Annotated in this window: 17 protein-coding genes and 1 pseudogene; 14 read left to right on the forward strand and 4 right to left on the reverse strand. The window is 73.8% G+C overall.

Annotated elements, in window-relative coordinates; translation table 11 throughout:
- Window positions 1–2 precede the first annotated feature (2 nt).
- From MFF56_RS13295 to MFF56_RS13310, 4 genes are all read right to left on the reverse strand, one after another.
- Window positions 3–1343 (reverse strand): BCD family MFS transporter, encoded by a 1341-nt coding sequence (locus tag MFF56_RS13295; RefSeq protein ID WP_238230111.1) that lies wholly within the window; start codon window positions 1341–1343, stop codon window positions 3–5.
- Entirely contained in the window at window positions 1343–2227 is an 885-nt protein-coding gene (gene chlG / locus MFF56_RS13300) for a chlorophyll synthase ChlG (RefSeq protein WP_066922071.1), read from the reverse strand. The genes MFF56_RS13295 and chlG overlap by 1 nt, the downstream gene beginning before the upstream one ends.
- Window positions 2228–2487: 260 nt before the next feature.
- Window positions 2488–3921: a transcriptional regulator PpsR gene (ppsR, locus tag MFF56_RS13305; RefSeq protein WP_066922069.1), complete on the reverse strand. Its 1434-nt coding sequence runs from the start codon at window positions 3919–3921 to the stop codon at window positions 2488–2490.
- 40 nt (window positions 3922–3961) lie between these two features.
- Window positions 3962–4837, reverse strand: coding sequence for a cobalamin B12-binding domain-containing protein (locus tag MFF56_RS13310; RefSeq protein WP_066922067.1), 876 nt, complete (start codon window positions 4835–4837; stop codon window positions 3962–3964).
- A 416-nt stretch (window positions 4838–5253) separates the two neighbouring features.
- Between MFF56_RS13310 and bchF the strand changes: the two genes are divergently transcribed.
- From bchF to hemA, 14 genes and pseudogenes are all read left to right on the forward strand, one after another.
- Window positions 5254–5733: a 2-vinyl bacteriochlorophyllide hydratase gene (bchF, locus tag MFF56_RS13315; protein ID WP_066922065.1), complete on the forward strand. Its 480-nt coding sequence runs from the start codon at window positions 5254–5256 to the stop codon at window positions 5731–5733.
- The gene (locus MFF56_RS13320; RefSeq protein WP_066922064.1) at window positions 5730–7010 is read left to right on the forward strand and encodes a ferredoxin:protochlorophyllide reductase (ATP-dependent) subunit N; all 1281 of its coding nucleotides are present in this window, start codon (window positions 5730–5732) and stop codon (window positions 7008–7010) included. Before bchF ends, MFF56_RS13320 begins: the two co-directional genes overlap by 4 nt.
- On the forward strand, window positions 7011–8753 hold the full coding sequence (gene bchB / locus MFF56_RS13325; RefSeq protein WP_238230112.1) for a ferredoxin:protochlorophyllide reductase (ATP-dependent) subunit B: 1743 nt from the start codon (window positions 7011–7013) through the stop codon (window positions 8751–8753). It begins immediately after the preceding gene.
- Window positions 8728–12477, forward strand: a complete 3750-nt coding sequence (locus tag MFF56_RS13330) for a magnesium chelatase subunit H (RefSeq protein ID WP_066919417.1) — start codon at window positions 8728–8730, stop codon at window positions 12475–12477. The genes bchB and MFF56_RS13330 overlap by 26 nt, the downstream gene beginning before the upstream one ends.
- The gene (gene bchL, locus MFF56_RS13335; protein ID WP_066919421.1) at window positions 12474–13364 is read left to right on the forward strand and encodes a ferredoxin:protochlorophyllide reductase (ATP-dependent) iron-sulfur ATP-binding protein; all 891 of its coding nucleotides are present in this window, start codon (window positions 12474–12476) and stop codon (window positions 13362–13364) included. Before MFF56_RS13330 ends, bchL begins: the two co-directional genes overlap by 4 nt.
- Window positions 13364–14063 (forward strand): annotated as a pseudogene (gene bchM, locus MFF56_RS13340) (magnesium protoporphyrin IX methyltransferase); the annotation flags it as partial. The gene bchL and the pseudogene bchM, both read left to right, overlap by 1 nt.
- Window positions 14064–14385: 322 nt before the next feature.
- The gene (locus MFF56_RS13345) at window positions 14386–15828 is read left to right on the forward strand and encodes a BCD family MFS transporter (protein ID WP_066920576.1); all 1443 of its coding nucleotides are present in this window, start codon (window positions 14386–14388) and stop codon (window positions 15826–15828) included.
- Between the two features lie 18 nt (window positions 15829–15846).
- Window positions 15847–16641 carry a photosynthetic reaction center subunit H gene (gene puhA / locus MFF56_RS13350; RefSeq protein ID WP_066920574.1) on the forward strand — a complete coding sequence of 265 codons (795 nt, stop codon included), beginning with the start codon at window positions 15847–15849 and terminating at the stop codon, window positions 16639–16641.
- On the forward strand, window positions 16638–17309 hold the full coding sequence (gene puhB / locus MFF56_RS13355; protein WP_066920571.1) for a photosynthetic complex putative assembly protein PuhB: 672 nt from the start codon (window positions 16638–16640) through the stop codon (window positions 17307–17309). Before puhA ends, puhB begins: the two co-directional genes overlap by 4 nt.
- A gap of 4 nt (window positions 17310–17313) precedes the next feature.
- Complete coding sequence (gene puhC / locus MFF56_RS13360) at window positions 17314–17850, forward strand: photosynthetic complex assembly protein PuhC (RefSeq protein WP_238230113.1); 537 nt, start codon at window positions 17314–17316, stop codon at window positions 17848–17850.
- Complete coding sequence (locus tag MFF56_RS13365) at window positions 17847–18143, forward strand: O2-dependent cyclase accessory protein (RefSeq protein ID WP_066920570.1); 297 nt, start codon at window positions 17847–17849, stop codon at window positions 18141–18143. The genes puhC and MFF56_RS13365 overlap by 4 nt, the downstream gene beginning before the upstream one ends.
- Complete coding sequence (gene acsF / locus MFF56_RS13370; RefSeq protein ID WP_066920568.1) at window positions 18140–19228, forward strand: magnesium-protoporphyrin IX monomethyl ester (oxidative) cyclase; 1089 nt, start codon at window positions 18140–18142, stop codon at window positions 19226–19228. The genes MFF56_RS13365 and acsF overlap by 4 nt, the downstream gene beginning before the upstream one ends.
- Before the next feature lie 14 nt (window positions 19229–19242).
- Window positions 19243–20037, forward strand: a complete 795-nt coding sequence (gene puhE / locus MFF56_RS13375; protein ID WP_066920566.1) for a putative photosynthetic complex assembly protein PuhE — start codon at window positions 19243–19245, stop codon at window positions 20035–20037.
- 59 nt (window positions 20038–20096) lie between these two features.
- A complete protein-coding gene (gene hemA / locus MFF56_RS13380; RefSeq protein ID WP_066920564.1) occupies window positions 20097–21314 on the forward strand; it encodes a 5-aminolevulinate synthase in 1218 nt (405 codons plus the stop codon).
- The last annotated feature ends 62 nt before the right edge of the window (window positions 21315–21376 follow it).

Here is a 21376-nt window from a genome sequence, read left to right on the forward strand (position 1 = left end):
GGCTATCTCGCTTCGAATCCGGTGCCGAGGGAGAGGCGGGCCGCGCCCGCCAGCGCGCTCTCGCGCGCCGGGGAGGCCGGGGCGGCGAGCCGCAGGGCGATCGCGGCCGAGATCCCGAACAGGACGGCCTCGGCGGTGAAGACGGCGGCGTAGGCGCGCAGGGGCTCGGCGACGGCGAGCCGCAGGAGATCGACGCAGAGCGTGCCGAGGACGCCGCCCGCGCCGAAGGCCACGCCCTGCGCGGCGCCCCAGACGCCCATGCGGGTGCCGCGCTCGGCCGGGTCGCCCGTCCCTGCGAGCCCCATCATCGTGCCGATGGCCGCGACCGCGTAGACGCCGTTGGCCAAGCCCAGCGCGAAGACCGCGGCGCGCAGGGGGAAACCCGGCCCGGCCGAGGCCGCCGCGGCGATCGCCAGGAGCGCCAGCCCCGAGCCGAGGCAGCCCGCCACGGTCCAGAGCCGGAGCGAGCCGAAGACCGGTCCGCCGATCCCGGCGGTGACCGCGGCCACGCCGAGCATCCCGGCGAGCACGCCGCCGTGCTGGAGCCCGGAGAGCTTGGTGGTGGCCCCCGGCGTCATCGCGAAGGCGAGGCCGGCATAGGGTTCCAGGATCAGTTCCTGGGCGCTGTAGGCCAGCATCGAGACGAAGATGAACAGCGTGAAGCGGCGCGCGTCCGGCTCGGCCAGCACCCGGGCGAGCACGGCGCCGAAGGGCGCCTTCTGGACGGCGGCGGCCGGCGCCGCGCCCCGCCCCTCGACGCCCGCGACCGCGAGGCAGGCGACCGCGAAGGCCAGGACCGAGACCGTGCCGGAGACCGCCATCAGCCGGGCGCCCGAGAACGGGTCGAGGAAGTGCCCGGCGAGGGGGGCGGTCACCGCGAAGCCCGCAATCATCATCACCCAGACGATCGTGGCAGCCGCCCCGCGCCGCCCCTCGGCGACGCCGCCCGACAGGAGCACGAGGAGCGAGGTGCCGGCGGCCCCCGCCCCCATGCCGACCGTGAGGAAGGCGAGGACGGCGAGCGCGAGCCCCGCCGCGAGGTGGTGCGCGGCGAGCGCGGTGGCGCAGGCGGTGCCGAAGCCGCCCAGACACAAAGCGGCCATGCCGCCGACGATCCAGGGCGTGCGCCGCCCGTGCCGGTCGGAGCCGTAGCCCCAGCGCGGGCGCAAGGTCTGCACCGCGTAGTGCAGGCCCAGCAGCCCCCCCGGCACCAGGGCGGGCAGCGCCAGCTCCACCACCATCACCCGGTTGATCGTCGAGGTGATCAGCACCACGACGGCGCCGAGCGCGGTCTGGACGAGGCCGAGGCGGGCGATCTGGGCCCAGCTGAACCCGGAGGCCATCACGCGGCCCCCTGCAGGAGGGGGCGCAGCGCGAGCGCCGCGGCCAGCATGCCGAGCACGTAGAGGGTGGTGCCGGTGCCGTTGTACCACGCGGCCCGCCCGCGCGGATCGGCGAGGAAGCGTGCCATCAGGGCGGCCTGGCCCGCCAGCAGGGCCGCCACCAGGGCGGCGTGCCAGGGCCGGTCCCAGGCGGCCAGCAGCGCGATCACCGCCCCTTGCGGCAGCGCCATCACCCAGCAGGCGAGGCGGGCGGCACGCGCCGGCCCGAGTTGCACGGGCAGCGAGGCGATGCCGGTGCGCCGGTCGCCCTCGACCGACTTGAAGTCGTTGAGCGTCATGATGCCGTGGGCGCCCACCGAGTAGAGGAGCGCCAGCGCCAGCACGCGCCGGTCGGGCAGCGCAGCGGCCATCACGGCGGCGCCGGTGAACCAGGGCAGGCCCTCGTAGCAGAGCGCCACGGCGGCGTTGCCCCACCAGCCGTTGCGCTTCAGCCGCACGGGGGGCGCCGAGTAGATCCAGGCCAGGATCAGCCCGAACACGGCCGCCGCCAGGATCCAGGGGCCGAGCGCGGCCGCGACCGCCAGCGAGAGCGCCGTCCAGGCGGCGGCGAGCCCGAGGCCCCAGCGGCCCGGGATGCGCCCCGAGGGGATCGGCCGGCCGGGCTCGTTGATGGCGTCGACCTCGCGGTCGAACCAGTCGTTGGCGGCCTGGCTGGTGGCGCAGACGAGGGGCCCTGCGAGCAGCACGCCCGCGGCGATCACCGGCCACTGCCCGGAGGCGGGGATGCCCGACGAGACCACGCCGCAGGCGAACGCCCACATCGGGGCGAACCACGTGAGCGGCTTGAGAAGCTCGACGACTGCGCTCGGGGCTGGCGTGGCCATGGGAGGAGGCTAGGTTCGGGGGCGCGGATGTGTCAAGTCAAATTTACACCTCGGGGCGAGTACGCGCCGCGGCTCGTCGTGCTGCACCGCACGAATACTTCAGGATTAGAGCGGCCGCCGGAGGATGTATTCCGTATTCAGGGCGCTGCGGGGGCCGAGGCGGGCGACCGGTCCGCAAGACCCTCCTGTCCCCCTGTGCGGGGCAGGGAAGGTGCGATCAGGGAGATTCAAGCCGCCCCGAAGCCGCCCCGAAGCCGCTCCTAAGCCTCGTCCGGCCCGTCGAGATCGCCGATGCCGTAGCGGCGCATCTTGGCGTAGAGACCCTGGCGGCTGAGGCCGAGCATCTCGGCGGCCGAGGCGCGGTTGTCGCGGGTGATGCGGAGCGCCGCCTCGATGCAGAGCTTCTCGATCAGGTCGGTGGTCTCGCGCACCAGGGTCTTCATCGAGACGCGGCCGACGAGCTCGGTCATCTGCTCGACGGAGCGGGGCAGGGTGGTGCCGGCGGGCGGCGCCGACCGGCGCGGCCCCGACCGGAACGAGAAGCCGAGGCAGCCCTGGCCCGGCACCGCGACGGCGGCCACCTCGACATCCTCCACCGAGCCGTACTGGCCGCGCAGCACCGTGCTGAAGCGGCGCACCGAGCCGTGGTCGCGCAGGGTCGCGAAGAGCGCCTGCGCCTCGGTCTCGTCGTGGCCGAGCCAGGCGTCCAGGGGCTGGCCCCGGGCCTGCTCCTCGGTGGCGAGCTGGGAGAGTTCGAGGAAGGCGGTGTTGGCGGCGAGCACCCGCCGCCCGGCATCGGTGACGACGAAGCCCTCCGGCATGGCCCGCAGCACCTCGGCCGCGTGGGCGGCGAGCCCGTGGGCCGCCTCGCCGTCGGCCGGCAGGCTCAGGCGCACGAGCACGCTGGTGGCGCTCTCGCCGCGGAACAGCGAGGCCGAGACCGTGGCGGCCCCGCGCCCGTGGGCGAGCCGGGCCGAGACCTCGGGGGCCTCGCCGGAGACCCGCAGGGTGGCGAACAGGGTCTCGACCGCCCGCGCGCTGCCGGCCTCGAACAGGTCGACCGCGTCGAGCCCGGCCAGGCGCTTCGGCGCGCGGCCGAACAGGCGCGCGGCGGCCGGGTTCGCCTCGGTGATCCGGCGCGTGCCCGCATCGACGACGAGCACCGGCTCGCCCGAGAGCTGGAACAGCAGTCGGTAGCGGGTCTCGGCGGCGCGCAGGCGGTCGTAGTCGCGCTCCAGCGCCTGCTGGGCGTCCGCCAGCCGGTGCTGCAGGGCCGACACCGCCCGCAGGTTGCGCCCGACCAGGATGACCGGGCCGCCCGCCTTCGGCCGCAGGGCGGCGTAGCGCACCGGCAGGTCCGGCCCCTCGGGGCTCGGATGGTTGACCTGCCGCCAGCGGGTCACCGCGTCGGCCCGGGCCTCGCGCAGCAGGGCCTCGACCTTCGGGCGGCTCTCGACCGTGACGGTGTCGCTGAAGGGCCGCCCGCGCCAGGCCGCCACGGTGCCGGGCCCCGGATCCTCGCCCGCGGAGGCCGCCTCGCGGATCACCCCGTCCGCGTCCACCACCAGGGAGAGGTCGCTCCCCGCCGCGACGATCAACCCCGCCGCCTCGCCGTCGAGGAGGCCGGCCGGGAGCGACAGCGCCGTGGCGGGCGCGCGCGGGGCAGGGCGGGCAGGTGCGCTCACGGTCACCACGTCTGATGGGCACCACGTCTGAGGGGCCGGATGGGTCCTTTCAACAGGCTCGCGCCCGCATTTCAAGCAAGGATTCAGCAAGGGCCGGCGCGGTCGCGGCCTCGCACAGCCCGGCATCGGCCCCGGCGGCGACGGCACATTCGGGGTGGCGCGCCACGTAGGCGCCCCCGACCAGGACCCTCAACTCGCGGTTGCAGGAGGCGGCCCGCAGGGTGGCGACCGCCGGCGCCAGCGCCGGCGCGTTCACGTCGCAGGCCAGCGTCAGGCCGACGACGTCGTGGAAATCGCGCGCCAGCACCGCCGCGCCCCGGTCCGCCTCCGCCGTATCGACCGTCCAGCCGGCCTCGCGGAAGGCGCTCGCCACGAGCGCGAGGCCGAAGACGTGCGTCTCACCGGGACAGGGCAGGAGCAGCACGCTGCGCCCCCGCGCCGGCGGCTCGGTCTCGAGGCGGGCGCAGAGCGTCCGGGCGACGGCCTGGAGCCGCCCGAGCCCGACCGTGACCGCCAGGAAGTCGCAGGCATCCTCCTCCCAGAGCGCGCCGAGATGGCGCGCGGCCGGGGCGAGCAGGTCGCCGAGCAGGCTCTCCAGGGGCAGCCCGCGGGCGAGCAGCGCGTCCACGGCGGGCCGGGGGTCGTCGCCCTCCGCCCGCGGCGGAGCGAGCAGCAGGTCGGCGAAGCGGGCCACCTCGTCCTGGCTCGGACGCCGCGCCGCCCGCGGGGGCGGGGGCTCGGCGTGGACCAGCATCAGGCGGGGCAGGATCTCGCCCTCGATGAGGCGGGCGAGCGCGCCCGGGCGGTCGAAGCGCGCGCGGTGTTCGGAGAACCCGGCATCGTCCGGCGCGGCGTCCTCCAGCAGGGCGCAGCCGAACGGGTCGCCGAGGGCTTGATGCCGGCGGAAACACCGTGCCTCGCTCATCGGCGGCCTCCCTGCTCGCGCGTCGAACGGACCTCTCGGGCGACCGGCCGGGGCATCTCGTCGGGCAACCCGCGGCTCGATCGTCATGAGCCGCGGGATCCGCCCGGCGGACGGGCGTTCCGGAACAAGGCGTCGGGGGCCGGTCTGGCGGCGGACGGTGCCCGGGGGCCGGGCCTCCGTATGGCGTGCTCCCTGGGGGAGTCTGTACTGGCGACCGAACGAAGCGGCCGAAGCCTGACGATACGCCGATCCGGCCGTCTGGCAATGGTCTAGACTGAAAAAAGTCGCCGCCTGTAGGCCGCATCACTGTCACGATGTGATTACGTAAAGCCAACTTGACACTTGCGGAAGCGCGGGCCTAGGCTCCCTCTCGTTCGGGCCTTTCCGGAGGCCTGGTGCGGACAGGGGTGGACGCGATGGGTCCAGGCCGGCCGACGAGACCGCTCTACACGCGGGAAGAGCGCCTGCGCCGGGACGCCACGCCCTGGACGCTGGTGCAGGGGGTGTTGGCCCCGCTGCAATTCGCGGTCTTCCTGGTGAGCCTCGCCCTGGTGCTGCGCACGCTCGCGACGGGGGAGGGCCTCTGGGCCGCCAACCTCTCGGTCGTGGTCAAGACGGGCGTACTCTACGCCATCATGGTCACCGGCTCGATCTGGGAGAAGGCGGTGTTCGGGCGCTACCTGTTCGCCCCGGCCTTCTTCTGGGAGGACGCGGTGAGCATGCTGGTGCTGGCGCTGCACACGGCCTACCTCGCCGCGCTCGTCGGCGGAGTGCTCGCCCCCGAACCGCTGCTGCTCCTCGCGCTCGCGGCCTACGGCGCCTACGTGGTCAACGCGGGCCAGTTCCTGCTGAAGCTGCGCGCGGCGCGGCTCCAGATCGCGGGAGGCCGGCCGTGAACGCGCCCGTCCGCCCCGAGAGCTGCGGCATCGATCTCGCGCGCGAGCGCGGCCAGCGCGCGGTGTTCTGCGGGCTCACCGGCATCGTCTGGCTGCACCGCAAGATCCAGGACGCCTTCTTCCTCGTGGTCGGCTCGCGCACCTGCGCGCACCTGATCCAGTCGGCGGCCGGCGTGATGATCTTCGCCGAGCCCCGCTTCGCCACCGCGATCCTCGACGAGCGGGATCTGGCCGGCCTCGCCGACGCCGAGGACGAGCTCGACCGGGTGGTCGAGCGACTGGTCGCCCGGCGGCCCGACATCCGGCTCCTCTTCCTCGTGGGCTCCTGCCCGTCGGAAGTGATCAAGCTCGACCTCTCACGGGCGAGCTTGCGGCTCTCGCGCCGCCTCGCGCCCGTGCGGGTGCTCTCCTACTCGGGCTCGGGGATCGAGACCACCTTCACGGAGGGCGAGGACGCCTGCCTCGCCGCCCTGGTGCCGGAGTTGGCCGAGGCGCTTCCGGAGCCGGAGGCGCCGGCGGGCGAGGCCGGCCTGCTGGTCGCGGGCGCGCTCGGCGACGTGGTCGAGGACCAGTTCGCGCGCCTCTTCGCCGATCTCGGCATCCCGGTCCGCTTCCTGCCGGGGCGCAGCGCCGGGACGATGCCCGCGATCGCGCCCGGCCAGCCCTTCCTGCTGGCCCAGCCCTTCCTCGCGGGCACCGCCCGGGCGCTCGAAGCGCGCGGCCTGCACCACCTGCCGGCCCCGTTCCCGCTCGGCGCGGAGGGCACCACCGGCTGGCTGCGCGCGGCGGCCGACGCCTTCGGGGTCGATCCCGCCCGCTTCGAGGCCGCGACCGCGCCGGGCCGGCGCCGGGCCGCGACCGCGCTCGCCCCCCACCGGGCGCGGCTCTCCGGCAAGCGCGTGTTCTTCTTCCCCGATTCCCAGCTCGAAGTGCCGCTCGCCCGCTTCCTCGCGGCCGAGCTCGACGCCGAGATCGTCGAGGTCGGCACGCCCTACCTGCACCGCGGGCACCTCGCCCACGAGATCGCCGGCCTGCCCCCCGGCACCCGCGTGGTCGAGGGCCAGAGCCTCGACGACCAGATGGACCGGGCGCGTGCGGCCCGGCCCGACCTCACGGTGTGCGGGCTGGGGCTCGCCAACCCGCTCGAGGCGGAGGGGCTCGCCACCAAGTGGTCGATCGAGCTCCTGTTCACCCCCGTCCAGGGCTACGAGCAGGCGGGCGACCTCGCCGAACTCTTCGCCCGCCCCTTGAGGCGGCGCGGGCTGTTGGAGGTCTAGATGCAGCTCACGCTCTGGACCTACGAGGGACCGCCCCATATCGGCGCGATGCGGGTCGCCACCGCGATGCGCGGCCTGCACTACGTGCTGCACGCGCCCCAGGGCGACACCTACGCCGACCTCCTGTTCACGATGATCGAGCGGCGCGACGCCCGCCCGCCCGTGACCTACACCACCTTCCGGGCCGAGGATCTCGGGCGCGACACCGCCGCCCTGTTCAAGCAGTCGGTCTCGGACGCCTACGCGCGCTTCCGGCCGGAGGCGATCATCGTCGGCGCCTCCTGCACGGCGGAGCTGATCCAGGACGATCCGGGCGGGCTCGCCCGGGCGCTCGGCCTGCCGGTGCCGGTGATCGGCCTGGAACTGCCCGCCTACCAGAAGAAGGAGAACTGGGGCGCCTCCGAGACCCTCTACCGCCTGGTGCGGGCGCTCGCGGGGGCGCGGCGCGAGGCACCCGCGGATCGGCGCCTCTGCAACATCCTGGGCCCGACCGCGCTGGGCTTCCGCCACCGCGACGACCTCGTCGAGGTGCGCCGCCTTCTCGACACGCTGGGCATCGGTGTGAACGTGGTGGCGCCGCTGGGCGCGAGCCCCAGCGACCTCGGGCGCTTGGGCGACGCCGCCTTCAACGTGGTGCTCTACCCCGAGATCGGGCGGGCGGCGGCGCAGTACCTGGAGAAGGCGCTGGGCCAGCCCTTCTGCGAGATCCCGCCGATCGGCGTCGGCGCCACCCGGGACTTCATCGCGGCGGTGGCCGCGCTGGCGGATGTCGATCCGGCCCCGGCGCTCGACGCGCCGGAGTCCCGGTCGCCCTGGTACGCCCGCTCGGTCGATTCGACCTACCTCACCGACAAGCGCGTCTTCGTCTTCGGCGACGCCGCCCACGCGGTGGCGCTCGCCCGCGTCGCCGCCCGGGAGATCGGCTTCCGGGTCGTCGGGCTCGGCACCTACGAGCGCGGGTTCTCCCGCGAGGTGCGGGCCGCGGCCGCCCTCCACGGCATCGAGGCGCTCGTCGCCGACGACTACCTCGACGTCGAGGCGGCGATCCAGGCGGCGGCGCCCGACCTCGTGCTCGGCACCCAGATGGAGCGCCACGTCGCCAAGCGGCTGGGCATCCCCTGCGCGGTGATCTCGGCGCCCGCCCACGTGCAGGACTACCCGGCCCGGCACGCGCCGCTGATGGGCTTCGAGGGCGCCAACGTCCTGTTCGACACCCTGGTCCACCCGCTGATGATGGGGCTGGAGGAGCACCTGCTCGGGCTGTTCCGCGAGGACCGCGAGTTCCACGCCGACGCGGCGGCGTCGCATCTGGGCGCCGGGCACGCCGTCCGACACCAGGAAGAGTCGCGGGTCCCCTCTCCCGTGCGGGAGAGGTCTGCTTTCGCAGAAAGCCGGGTGAGGGACCCGGAGCCATCCGGAGAGATCTCGGTGGTTCCGCGGCAGCCGTGCGCCTCGTCCGTAGAGTTCTCATCCCTCACCCCAACCCTCTCCCGCACGGGAGAGGGGGCGCGTTCCGGTTCGGCCCCTCAGGCGGAGACCGTCCTCGCCTCCCCCGCAGAGGGGGGAGGAAGCGCAACGCGCGTGTCCTCCTGGGCTCCCGACGCCGAGCGCGAACTGAAAAAGATCCCCTTCTTCGTCCGCGGCCGGGCGCGGACCAACACGGAAACCTTCGCCCGGGAGCGGGCGATCCCGCTCATCACCGTCGAGACCCTGTACGATGCCAAGGCCCATTTCAGCCGATAGCGCGGCGGATGCCGGCCGGCGGCCGGGCATCCGCGTCGTGATCGTAACCCTCGACAACCATCTCGCGAGCGCGGTCGAGCGGGCGCGCCTGCGCCTCAGGGCCGAGCTGCCGGGGCTGGAGCTGGCCTTCCACGCGGCGGCCGAGTGGGAGACCGACCCGGCCGGAATCGCGCGCGCCGAGGCCGACATCGCGGCCGCCGACATCGTGCTCTGCGCGATGCTGTTCCTCGACGAGCACGTCCGGGCGATCCTGCCGGCCCTCACGGCCCGCCGCGCGGCCTGCGACGCGATGGTGGGCTGCCTCTCGGCCGCCGAGATCGTGCGCACGACGAAGCTCAACCGCTTCGACATGAGCGGCACCAAGCGAAGCGCGCTGGATTTCCTGAAGCGCCTGCGCGGCAAGCCGGGCGCCGGCAAAGCCGGTGCGGAGGGCAACGCCGCCCGCCAGATGGCGCTGGTGCGCAAGCTGCCGAAGATCCTGCGCTTCATCCCGGGCTCGGCCCAGGACGTGCGGGCCTATTTCCTCACCCTGCAATACTGGCTCGCCGGCTCCGAGGCGAACGTCGCCGCCCTCGTGCGCCTCCTGGTGCAGCGCTACGCCTCCGGGCCACGGGCGGCGTGGCGGGCGCTCGCCCCGGCGCCCGCGCCGCGCGACTACCCCGAGACCGGGCTCTACCACCCGGCGCTGGCGCAGCGGATCACCGAGGATCCGGCCGCGCTGCCGCGGCAGGCCGGTGCGCGCGGCCGGGTCGGCCTCCTGCTGATGCGCTCCTACGTGCTGGCCGGCAACACCGCCCATTACGACGGGGTAATCGCGGCGCTCGAAGCGCGCGGCCTCGACGTGGTGCCGGCCTTCGCGGCGGGCCTCGACAACCGCCCGGCGGTGGAGGCCTTCTTCACGCGGAACGGGGCCGCCTCGATCGACGCGCTGGTCTCGCTCACCGGGTTCTCGCTGGTCGGCGGCCCGGCCTACAACGACGCGGCGGCGGCGGAAGCCGCGCTCGCCCGCCTCGACGTGCCCTACCTCGCCGCCCAGGCGCTGGAGTTCCAGACGATCGAGCAGTGGGAGGCCGGGGCGCGCGGCCTCTCGCCGGTCGAGGCCACCATGATGGTGGCGATCCCCGAACTCGACGGCGCCACCGCGCCGATGGTGTTCGGCGGCCGCTCCTCGGCGTCGGGTGCCGACAACGCCCGCGACATGCGGGTGCACCCGGAGCGCGCCGCCCGTCTCGCCGAGCGGGTCGCGCGGCTCGTCGCCCTGCGGCGCACCCCGAAGGCGGAGCGCCGGCTCGGGGTCGTGCTGTTCAACTTCCCGCCGAATTCGGGCGCCACCGGCTCGGCCGCCTTCCTCTCGGTCTACGCCTCGCTCCTCAACACGCTGAAAGCTCTCAAGGCCGACGGCTACGACGTGGTGGTGCCCGAGAGCGCCGACGCGCTGCGCCAAAAAATCCTCGGCGGGAACGCGGAGCGCTACGGCACGCCGGCCAACGTCCACGCCCGCATCGCGGCCGACGACCACGTCGCCCGCGAGCCGCACCTCACCGAGATCGAGGCGCAGTGGGGCCCGGCGCCCGGCCGCCACCAGAGCGACGGCCGCGCGATCCTGGTGCTCGGGGCGCAGTTCGGCAACGTCTTCGTCGGGGTGCAGCCGGCCTTCGGCTACGAGGGCGACCCGATGCGGCTCCTGTTCGAGCAGGGTTTTTCGCCGACCCACGCTTTCTCGGCCTTCTACCGCTGGCTGCGCGAGGACTTTTGCGCCGACGCGCTCCTGCATTTCGGCACGCACGGGGCGCTCGAATTCATGCCCGGCAAGCAGACCGGGCTGTCCGCCGCCTGCTGGCCCGAGCGGCTGATCGGCGCGACGCCCAACGTCTACCTCTACGCCGCCAACAACCCCTCGGAGGGGACGCTGGCCAAGCGCCGCTCGGCAGCGACCCTGGTGAGCTACCTGACGCCGAGCCTCGCGGCGGCCGGGCTCTACCGCGGCCTCGTGGACCTGCGCGCCGGGCTGGAGCGCTGGCGCGCCCTGCCGCCGGAATCCGCCCACGAGCGGGCGGCGCTCGCCGGGGTGATCCAGGCCCAGGGCGCGGCCCTCGACCTCGTCGTGCCTGAGCCCGCCTGGACCGGCGACCCGGCCCCCGTCGAGGCGCTCCGCGTCGCGCTCGACGAGCTGGAACAGACCCTGATCCCGCACGGCCTGCACGTGCTGGGCGAGGGTCTTTCGGAACCTGAGCGCACCGACCTGCTCGCCGCGCTGGCCGAGGCCTCGCACGGCCTCAAGCCCGACCGCGCCGCGCTCGCCGCGCTCGCCGCCGGGGAGGGGGCGGAGGCCGTGCTCGCCCGCGCCGGCCTGCCCCCGAGCGAGACCCTGCGCGCCGCCTTCGCGGATCTCGCCGCGCTGAACCGGCAGCTCGCGACCTCCGAGGAGATGACCGGGCTGCTGCGCGCGCTGGACGGCCGCTTCGTCGCCCCCGTCCCGGGCGGCGACCTCCTGCGCAACCCGGCGATCCTGCCGACGGGCCGCAACCTCCACGGCTTCGATCCCTACCGCCTGCCCTCCGCCTTCGCGGTGGCCGACGGGGCCGCCCAGGTCGCCCGCGTGCTCGCCCGCCACCGGGCGGACGGGCAGCCCTACCCCGAGAGCGTCGCGCTGGTGCTCTGGGGCACCGACAACCTGAAGAGCGAGGGCGGTCCGATCGCGCAGGCGCTGGCGCTCGTCGGCGCGGCGCCCCGCTTCGACGGCTACGGGCGGCTCGCCGGCGCGACGCTGATCCCGCTGGAGACACTGGGCCGCCCGCGCATCGACGCGGTGGTCACGCTCTCCGGGATTTTTCGCGACCTCCTGCCCCTGCAGACGAAGCTGCTGGCGGAAGCAAGCTGGCTCGCGGCAACTGCCGACGAGCCCGTCGAAAAGAACTTCGTGCGCAAGCACGCGCTGGCGATCCAGGCCGAGCAGGGCTGCGACCTCGAGACGGCGGCGCTCCGGGTCTTCTCGAACGCGGAAGGGGCCTACGGCGCCAACGTCAACCAGCTGGTCGAGTCCGGCCGCTGGGACGACGAGGCCGAGCTGACCGAGGCGTTCTCGCGCCGCAAGTCCTTCGCGTACAACCGCTCGGGCAAGCCGGCGCCGCAGCGCGCCCTGATGCAGGCGGTGCTGGCGCGCGTCGATCTCGCCTACCAGAACCTCGACTCGGTCGAGCTCGGGGTGACCTCCGTCGACCACTATTTCGACGGGCTCGGCGGCGTCGGCCGGGCGGTGGCGCGGGCCAAGGGCGAGGCCGTCCCGATCTACATCAGCGACCAGACCCGCGGGGAGGGCCGGGTGCGCTCGCTGCCCGAGCAGGTGGCCCTGGAGACGCGCACCCGCATGCTCAACCCGAAATGGTACGAGGGTCTGCTCGGCCACGGCTACGAGGGCGTGCGCCAGATCGAGGCGACCTTGACCAACACGGTCGGCTGGTCGGCCACCGCGGGCGCGGTCCAGCCCTGGATCTACCAGCGCATCACCGAGACCTTCGTGCTCGACGACGCGATGCGCGCCCGCCTCTCCGAACTCAACCCCACCGCCTCGGCAAAAGTCGCGAGCCGCCTGATCGAGGCGCATCGCCGCGGCTTCTGGACGCCGGACCCGGCCACCCGCGACGCGCTGGCGCGCGCCGAGGAGGAGCTGGAGGATCGGCTGGAAGGGGTCTTCGTGAACGCCACGCCGGGAGTCGCCGCATGAACATCGCGATCCGCAACCCCGTCCCCCGGCGGGAGGAGGGCAGCGTCCAGGTGGCGCTCGACCCGAACCTCAGGATCGAGGGCGCCAAGGTCTTCGCCGTCTACGGCAAGGGCGGCATCGGCAAGTCCACCACCTCCTCGAACCTCTCGGTGGCCTTCTCCAAGCTCGGCAAGCGGGTGCTCCAGATCGGCTGCGACCCGAAGCACGACTCGACCTTCACGCTAACGAAGCGCCTCGCCCCGACCGTGATCGACGCCCTGGAGGCGGTGAACTTCCACTCCGAGGAGCTACGCCCCGAGGACTTCGTGGTGCCGGGCTACAACGGCGTACTCTGCGTCGAGGCGGGCGGGCCGCCCGCCGGCACCGGCTGCGGCGGCTACGTGGTCGGCCAGACCGTGAAGCTCCTGAAGGAGCATCACCTCTTGGAAGACACCGACGTCGTGGTCTTCGACGTGCTGGGCGACGTGGTCTGCGGCGGCTTCGCCTCGCCGCTCCAGCACGCCGACCGGGGGCTGATCGTCACGGCCAACGACTTCGACTCGATCTTCGCGATGAACCGGATCGTCGCGGCGATCCAGGCCAAGGCGAAGAACTACGGCGTGCGGATCGGCGGCGTCATCGCCAACCGCTCGGCGGCCACCAACGAGATCGACCGCTTCAACGCGGCCACCGGCCTGCGGCGGCTGGCGCACTTCCCCGATCTCGACGTGGTGCGGCGCTCGCGCCTGAAGAAGGCGACGTTGTTCGAGATGGAGGAGACGCCGGAGCTGCGCGCCGTGACCGACGAGTACATGCGGCTCGCCGAATCGCTCTGGTCCGGGGTGGAGCCCTGCGCGGCCACGCCGATGAAGGACCGCGACCTCTTCGAGTTCCTGGGGTTCGACTGATGGGCGGCCCCACCACCTACGACGCCCGCCGGGGCGAGCTGACCACCTATTTCGACCGCACCGCGGCCGACGCCTGGGCCCGGCTGACCTCGGACGCGCCGGTGAGCCGGATCCGCGCCACGGTGCGGGCCGGCCGCGACGCCATGCGGGCGAACCTGCTGGCCTGGCTGCCGGAGGATCTCACCGGCGCGCGGCTGCTCGATGCCGGCTGCGGCACCGGCGCGCTCGCGGTCGAGGCCGCGCGCCGCGGCGCCGCGGTGGTGGCAATCGACGTCTCGCCGACGCTGGTCGGCCTCGCCCGCGAGCGCCTGCCGGAGATCGCCGGGCCCGGACGCGTCGAGTTCCGGGTCGGCGACATGCTCGATCCCGCGCTCGGGCGCTTCGACCACGTCGTGGCGATGGATTCGCTGATCCACTACCGCGCCGCCGACATCGTGCGGGCGCTGGCCGCGCTGGCACCGCGCACCGCGGGCTCGCTGCTCGTCACGGTGGCGCCCCGCACCGCGCTCCTCACGCTGATGCACGCGGCCGGCAAGCTGTTCCCGAAGGGCGACCGGGCGCCCGCCATCGTGCCGATCACGGAAGCGGCGCTGCGGCGGCGCATCGCGGGCGAGCCGGCGCTGGCGGACTTCGCGGTGGCGCGCACGCGCCGGATCGACAGCGGCTTCTACCTCTCCAACGCGATCGCCCTGACGCGCGCTCTCTCTTCCTTCTCTGCGGGGGCGCACGTCGAAGCCGGGCACTCGGGGCAGGGCGACGAGGACAGGGCAGCGACGCCGCAGAATGAGGCGCGGGTCCCCTCTCCCGTGCGGGAGAGGGACAGGGTGAGGGGCCCGGAGCCATCCGGAGAAGCCACTGCGGTTCCGCGGCGGCGCTGCGTCCCTTCCGTAGAGTTCTCGTCCCTCACCCCAACCCTCTCCCGCACGGGAGAGGGGGCGCGTTCCGGTTCACGCCCCACACCGGACGCCGGTTTGTCGTCCAATGAATTGTCGTCCCGGCCCCTCACGGAAGGGGAAGGGCGATGACCGCCCCAACCCAAACCCTCACCCGCGCCCTGATGCGCCTCACCCCCGCGATCCTGCCCTTCGCGGACGCGGCGACGCCCGAGCTGCCGCTCGGCCGCCTCCTGCGGCTCGCGCTGTTCCAGGTCACGGTCGGCATGGCGGCGGTGCTCCTCATCGGCACGCTCAACCGGGTGATGATCGTCGAGCTGCGGGTCCAGGCCTCGGTCGTGGCCGTGATGCTGGCGCTGCCCCTCGTCTTCGCGCCCTTGCGGGCGCTCGTCGGCTTCCGCTCGGACACGCACCGCTCGGTGCTGGGCTGGCGGCGGGTGCCCTACATCTGGTTCGGCACGCTGCTGCAGTTCGGCGGCCTCGCCATCATGCCCTTCGCCCTGCTGATCCTGTCGGGCGACACCACCGGCCCGCTCTGGGTCGGGGACGCGGCGGCAGCGCTCGCCTTCCTGTTCGTCGGCGCAGGCCTTCACACCGTCCAGACCGCGGGCCTCGCGCTCGCCACCGATCTCGCCCCGGCCCAGGCCCGCCCGCGGGTGGTGGCGCTGCTCTGCGCCGCGCTCGTCGCCGGCATGATGGCGAGCGCCGTGCTGTTCGGGCTCGTGCTCGCGAACTTCTCCCCCGTGCGGCTGATCCAGGTGATCCAGGGCGCGGCGCTGCTCACGATGCTGCTCAACGGCATCGCCCTCTGGAAGCAGGAGCCGCGCGCCCCCGCCCGCACCCGCGCAACCGCTCGCCCGGCCTTCTCCGACTCCTGGCGCGGCTACGCAGGGACCGGCCGGGCGCGGCGGCGGCTCGTGGCGATCGGGCTCGGCACGGCCGGGTTCTCGATGCAGGACGTGCTGCTCGAACCCTATGGCGGGGAGATCCTGCGCCTCTCCGTCGCCGCCACCACGGCGCTCACCGCGATCCTGGCGGCGGGCGGCGGCCTCGGGCTCTGGCTCGCCGCGCGCTGGCTCGCCCGCGGGGGCGACCCGTTCCGCGTGGCGGCGGCCGGCTGCGGGGTCGGCATCCTGGCCTTCTCGGCCGTCACCTTCGCGAGCCCGCTCGAATCCGCCCGGCTCTTCGGCACCGGCGTGGCGCTGATCGGGCTCGGCGGCGGGCTGTTCGCCCACGGCACGCTGACCGCCGCGATGAACGCCGCCGGCCCCGAGGAGACCGGCCTCGCGCTCGGCGCCTGGGGCGCCGCCCAGGCGAGCGCGGCCGGCATCGCCATCGCGGCCGGCGGCCTCCTGCGCGACGCCGGCGGGGCGCTCGCCCGTTCGGGTGCGCTCGGCGCGGGGCTGGAGGGGCCCGCGAGCGGCTACCTCATCGTCTACCACATCGAGATCGCGCTGCTCTTCGGCGCCCTCGTCGCCCTCGGCCCCCTGGTCCGCAGCCAGGCCGCACGCCCCGTTCCCGGCCCGGTCACGGGCCGCGACCGCACCCGCCTCACCGAGAGACCCGCCTGAAGAGGGGAGGACGCCACCATGCCGACCGCTCTGCCGAACGCCGTCCCGATCGGGGGACTGACCAGCTATCTCGACGTCGCCCAGGTGGTGCTCTACGCCTTCTGGCTCTTCTTCGCGGGGCTGGTGTTCTACCTGCGCCGCGAGGACCGGCGCGAGGGCTATCCCCTCGAGAACGAGGCGGTCGGGCGCCTGAAGAGGCCGGACCCGATCCTGATCCCGACCCCGAAGGCGTTCCGGCTCACGAGCGGCCACACGATGTGGGCGCCGCAGACCGGCGTCGCGATCGAGACAGAGGTGCCGAGCCGCAAGGTCGAGCCCTGGCCGGGCGCGCCCTACGAGCGCACCGACGCCTCGCTCCGGGCCGGCGTCGGACCCGGCTCCTACGCGCCCCGCAACGACGAGCACGACCGCACCTGGGACGGGGAATACCGCATCGTACCGCTGCGGGTCGCCGACCACTTCGTGGTGCACGAGGACGGCCCGAACCCGATCGGCCTCACGGTGGTGGGTGCCGACCGTAAGCTCGCGGGCGTCGTGGTCGATCTCTGGGTCGATCGGGGCGAGTCCTTCGTGCGCTACTACGAGGTGGAGCTGCCCGGCGGCGGCCGGCGGCTGATGCCGGTCACCTTCTGCCGCGGCCCGCTCTTCGGCCGCAACGTCACCACCGAGGCGCTGCTGGGGGAGCAGTTCGCCGACATCCCGACGACGAAGGACCCGGATTCGGTGACGCTCCGGGAGGAGGAGCGGATCATGGCCTATTTCGGGGCCGGCACCCTCTACGCCACCCCCGCCCGCGCGGAGCCGCTGCTGTGAGCGCGCATTGCGACTTCCTGCCCGAGGGCACGCAACGGGGCCTGCCGGGGCCGCTGCCCACGGGGGAGCGCATCCTCTGGCAGGGCGCGCCCTCCACCCGCGGCCTCTGGCTGCGCGTCTTCCACGCGCCCCTCGCCGGGCTCTGGTTCGCGGTCTGCGGGATCGGCGTCGTCGCGGTGGCCCAGAACCCGGCGGGCACGGCCGCCGCGCTCGCCGGGGTGCTGGGGCTGGCGCTGGCGCTTCTCGGCGTCCTCGCCTTTGCTGCCCACCGCACCACGCTCTACACGGTGACGAACCGGCGCCTCGTGCTCCAGATCGGCATCGCGCTGCCCGTCACCTACAATCTTCCGTTCGGGCAGGTGGAGAGCGCGGAGCTGCGCCTGTTCGGGGACGGCAGCGGGGACGTGCCCCTGCGGCTGAAGCCCGCCGCCCGCATCGCCTACCTGCAGCTCTGGCCGCACGCCCGGCCCTGGCGGATCACCCGGCCCGAGCCGATGCTGCGCAGCGTGCCGGGCGCGACCGAGGCCGCCGCGATCCTGGGACGCGCGCTGGCGGAAGCGCGGGACGCCGAGGTCCGCGCGGCGGCGCCCGGCATCGTGGCCGACCTGCCGGTGATCGTGGCCCGGCCCGGCCGGGCCGCGCCCGGCCGCCTCGTCGCCGCGGAGTAGGCCGATGCGCGCGCCCGTGCATTCCGAGATCCTCGGCTCCGGCCCCGGCCCCGTGCTCCTCGGGGCCGGTGGCCTCCTGGCCTTCACGCTGCTCGCCGTGCTCGCCGGCCGGGGACCGTCCGTGGCGGCCCTGCCGGAGGTCGAGGCCCCGCCCGGGATCGGGGCCCCGCCCGCCGCCGCGCTCGCCTTCCGGGCCGAGGACCGGGACGACGGCTCGATCGCGCTGCGCGAGGCCGAGAGCCTGCGCGTCGTGGCGACCATCCGCCCCGGCGAGGACGGCTTCGTCCGCGGCACCCTGCGCGGCCTCGCCCAGGCCCGCCAGCGCGAGGGGCTGGGGCCGGACGAGCCCTTCCGCCTCGTGCGACACGCCGACGGGCGGCTCGCGCTCGATGACGCCGCCACCGGCCGGCACGTGGCGCTGCAGGCCTTCGGGCCGACCAACGCCGCCGCCTTCGGGCGGATCCTCCAAGATGCCCAACGGCAAGATGCCCAACGGCAAGATGCCCAACGGCGAGATGCCCACCGGGAGGCGCACCCATGAGCTGGCTCACCCGAACCGCGGTCGAGGTGCCCTGCACCGTCGAGATCGAGCAGACCCCCGAGAGCCTGCACGCCCACGTCACCCTGGAGGCCGGCTTCGAGATCGAGCCCGGCGACGCGGTGATCGTGCACGATTCCCCCGTCTCGGTGCCGTACGGCGAGCGCCTGGTCGTGCGCCGCCACGCCACCGTCACCCGCGCCTCGAAGCTCGAGCGCGCCTGGACCAAGCTGATCGCCCATCTCGAGCTGACCGAGCTCTACGAGGTGAGCTTTTCCGAGAGGAGGAGCCTGTGAACGCGCACGTCCACCCCGCCCAAGGCCAGATCGCGCCGAAGCTGCCGATGAACGAGTCCACCCGCGCCGCGCAGGAGACGACGTTCCTGTCCCCGCGCTTCTACACCACCGATTTCGAGGAACTCGACCGCACCGACGTCGAGCCGGTGCGCGCCCAGTGGGACGTGCTGATCGCCGAACTCCGCTCCGACCCGAACAAGCGCCACTTCATCCGGAACGAAGAATTCGACTGCGACCTCTCGCAGATGGATCCGGAACTCCGGAAGGAGTTCCTGGACTTCCTGGTCTCCTCGATCACCGCCGAGTTCTCGGGCTGCGTGCTCTATGCGGAGATGAGGAAGCGGGCCAAGAACAAGGACATCCGCGAGCTGTTCGGCTTCATGAGCCGGGACGAGGCCAGGCATGCCGGCTTCATCAACGACACGCTGAAGGATTTCGGCATCGGCGTGGACCTCGGCTTCCTCACGAAGACGAAGAAGTACACCTTCTTCCGGCCGAAGTTCATCTTCTACGCGACGTACCTGTCCGAGAAGATCGGCTACGCGCGCTACATCACCATCTTCCGCCACCTCGAGCGGCACCCGGACCGGCGCATCCACCCGATCTTCAAGTGGTTCGAACTCTGGTGCAACGACGAGTTCCGCCACGGCGAGGCCTTCGCGCTCCTGATGCGGGCCAACCCGAAACTGACGAGCGGGCGCAACCGCTACTGGATCCGCTTCTTCCTGCTGGCGGTGTTCGCGACGATGTACGTGCGCGACCACCACCGCCCGGCCTTCCACGCCGCACTCGGCATCGACCCGACCGACTACGATTTCCGGGTCTTCCGCATCACCCAGGAGATCGCGCGCCAGACCTTCCCGGTGCTCCTCGACCTCGACGACCCGCGCTTCCGGGCGGGGCTCGACCGGCTGCTCGCCTGCGCGCGCGGCATCGACGCGGCCCGCGCCCGCGGCGGCCTGACGGGCCGGCTCGCCCAGGGCTGGCACGCGGCGCGCGCGGCGCTCACCTTCGGGCGGCTCTACGCGCTGCCGGTGCGCGAGAACGCGATGCCCGCCGACATCCGCCTCGAGCCGGTCTGGTAGGGGGCGTCGTCCGCATGCCGGCGCTCGCCCTCCCGGTCGTCCTCGCGCTGGTCGCCTGGTGGTTCTCCACCGGGCTGATCCTGGCGCTGCAGCACCTGCCCCGGCGCACCCACGCCTGGAGCCTCGGGGGCGCCTCGCTGGTGCTGGCGGGCGCCCTCTGGACGATCGGACGGAGCGCGGACGACACCGGGGAGGCGGGGGCCTATGCGGGGTTCCTGGGCGCGCTCGCGGTCTGGGGCTGGCAGGAGATGGCCTACTACATGGGCTTCGTCTCCGGCCCGCGGCCCGTGGCCTGCGCGCCGTCCGCCCGGGGGCTCGACCGGTTCCTCTCCGCGCTCGCCACCAGCCTCTGGCACGAATTCGCGATCCTGGCCGGTGGCTTGGCCATCCTCTGCCTGGTCTGGGGCGCGCCGAACCGGGTGGGCCTCTGGACCTACGCCGTGCTGGTGCTGATGAACGCCTCGGCCCGGCTCAACCTGTTCCTGGGGGTGCGCAACCTCCAGCTCGAGTTCCTGCCCGCCCATCTCGGCTACCTCGCGGGCTACCTGCGCCAGCGCGCGATGAACGGGCTGTTCCCGCTCTCGGTCAGCCTCGGCACCGCGGCCGCCGTGCTCCTCGGGGCGGCCGCGCTCGGGGCCGGGACCGCGCCGGAGCGCACGGGGCTGGCGCTGGTGGCCACGCTGACCGCGCTCGCGGTGCTGGAGCACTGGTTCCTGATGCTGCCGCTCCCGGCCGCCGCGCTCTGGCGCTGGAGCCTGCCGGAGGCGGACAAGCCCACCGAGGCCGGACCGGCCGGGGAGGGGGCGTGAGCGCGATGCGGGCACCGACGAGACAGCCAACGAAACGACCCACAGGGGAGAGCCGGCCGATGGACTACGAAGCCTTCTTCGGCGCCGAGATCGCGGGCCTGCGCGGCGAGGGCCGCTACCGGGTCTTCACCGAACTGGAGCGCCGGGCCGGCGCCTTCCCGCGGGCGACCCACCATCACGAGGGGGGCACGCGGCCCGTCACGGTCTGGTGCTCGAACGACTATCTCGGCATGGGCCAGCACGCGGGCGTGCTCGCCGCGATGCACGCGGCGATCGACCGCTGCGGGGCCGGCGCCGGGGGCACCCGCAACATCTCGGGCACCAACCACGAGCACGTGCTCCTGGAGGCCGAACTCGCGGATCTCCACGGCAAGGAGGCGGCGCTCCTCTTCACCTCGGGCTACGTCTCGAACTGGGCGGCGCTCGGCACGCTGGCGGCGCGTCTGCCGCACTGCGCGGTGTTCTCGGATTCGGAGAACCACGCCTCGATGATCGAGGGCATCCGGGCGAGCCGCGCGGAGCGCCACATCTTCCGCCACAACGACCCGGCCGACCTCGACGCCAAGCTCCGCCTCGTCGATCCGGCCCGGCCGAAGATCGTGGCCTTCGAGTCGGTCTACTCGATGGACGGCGACATCGCGCCGATCGCGGAGATCTGCGACGTGGCCCAAGCCCACGGGGCGCTCACCTACCTCGACGAGGTGCACGCGGTCGGCCTCTACGGAGCGCGGGGCGGCGGCATCTCGGAGCGCGACGGCCTCGCCGACCGCCTCGACGTGATCGAGGGGACGCTCGGCAAGGCCTTCGGCGTGCACGGCGGCTACATCACGGGCTCGGCCCGGCTCTGCGACTTCGTGCGCAGCTTCGCCTCGGGCTTCATCTTCACCACCTCGCTGCCCCCGGCGGTCGCGGCGGGGGCGGCGGCGAGCATCCGCCACCTCAAGGCGAGCGGGGCCGAGCGGGCGCGCCACCAGGACCGGGTCGCCCGCACCCGGGCCGCGCTCAGCCGCGCCGGGATCCCGGTCCTGCCCAACGACAGCCACATCGTGCCGGTGATGGTCGGCGACCCCGTGCTCTGCAAGGCGATCTCCGACACGCTGCTGGACGAGTTCCGGATCTACGTGCAGCCGATCAACTACCCGACGGTGGCGCGCGGCACCGAGCGCCTGCGCATCACGCCCTCGCCGCTGCACACGGATGCCGACATCGCGCACCTCGTGGCGGCTTTGTCGATCGTCTGGGCGCGGATGGGCGTGGAGCGGCGCGCGGCGGAGTGAGGGCGTGAAACCCTCCCCCCTCTGCGGGGGAGGGTGCCTCGCGGATGCGAGGCGGGAGAGGA

This window comes from Methylobacterium hispanicum (assembly GCF_022179285.1).
GTDB classification, from domain to species: Bacteria; Pseudomonadota; Alphaproteobacteria; order Rhizobiales; family Beijerinckiaceae; genus Methylobacterium; species Methylobacterium hispanicum.

What these genes read in the sequence shown, in the direction of transcription:
- MFF56_RS13295 (WP_238230111.1), bottom strand. Translation starts at nt 1,343, where the DNA reads ATGGCCTCCGGGTTCAGCTGGGCCCAGATCGCCCGCCTCGGCCTCGTC.
- bchF (WP_066922065.1), top strand. Translation starts at nt 5,254, where the DNA reads ATGGGTCCAGGCCGGCCGACGAGACCGCTCTACACGCGGGAAGAGCGC.
- MFF56_RS13365 (WP_066920570.1), top strand. Translation starts at nt 17,847, where the DNA reads ATGAGCTGGCTCACCCGAACCGCGGTCGAGGTGCCCTGCACCGTCGAG.
- MFF56_RS13310 (WP_066922067.1), bottom strand. Translation starts at nt 4,837, where the DNA reads ATGAGCGAGGCACGGTGTTTCCGCCGGCATCAAGCCCTCGGCGACCCG.
- puhE (WP_066920566.1), top strand. Translation starts at nt 19,243, where the DNA reads ATGCCGGCGCTCGCCCTCCCGGTCGTCCTCGCGCTGGTCGCCTGGTGG.
- hemA (WP_066920564.1), top strand. Translation starts at nt 20,097, where the DNA reads ATGGACTACGAAGCCTTCTTCGGCGCCGAGATCGCGGGCCTGCGCGGC.
- MFF56_RS13345 (WP_066920576.1), top strand. Translation starts at nt 14,386, where the DNA reads ATGACCGCCCCAACCCAAACCCTCACCCGCGCCCTGATGCGCCTCACC.
- bchL (WP_066919421.1), top strand. Translation starts at nt 12,474, where the DNA reads ATGAACATCGCGATCCGCAACCCCGTCCCCCGGCGGGAGGAGGGCAGC.
- puhC (WP_238230113.1), top strand. Translation starts at nt 17,314, where the DNA reads ATGCGCGCGCCCGTGCATTCCGAGATCCTCGGCTCCGGCCCCGGCCCC.
- puhA (WP_066920574.1), top strand. Translation starts at nt 15,847, where the DNA reads ATGCCGACCGCTCTGCCGAACGCCGTCCCGATCGGGGGACTGACCAGC.
- chlG (WP_066922071.1), bottom strand. Translation starts at nt 2,227, where the DNA reads ATGGCCACGCCAGCCCCGAGCGCAGTCGTCGAGCTTCTCAAGCCGCTC.
- bchB (WP_238230112.1), top strand. Translation starts at nt 7,011, where the DNA reads ATGCAGCTCACGCTCTGGACCTACGAGGGACCGCCCCATATCGGCGCG.
- MFF56_RS13330 (WP_066919417.1), top strand. Translation starts at nt 8,728, where the DNA reads ATGCCAAGGCCCATTTCAGCCGATAGCGCGGCGGATGCCGGCCGGCGG.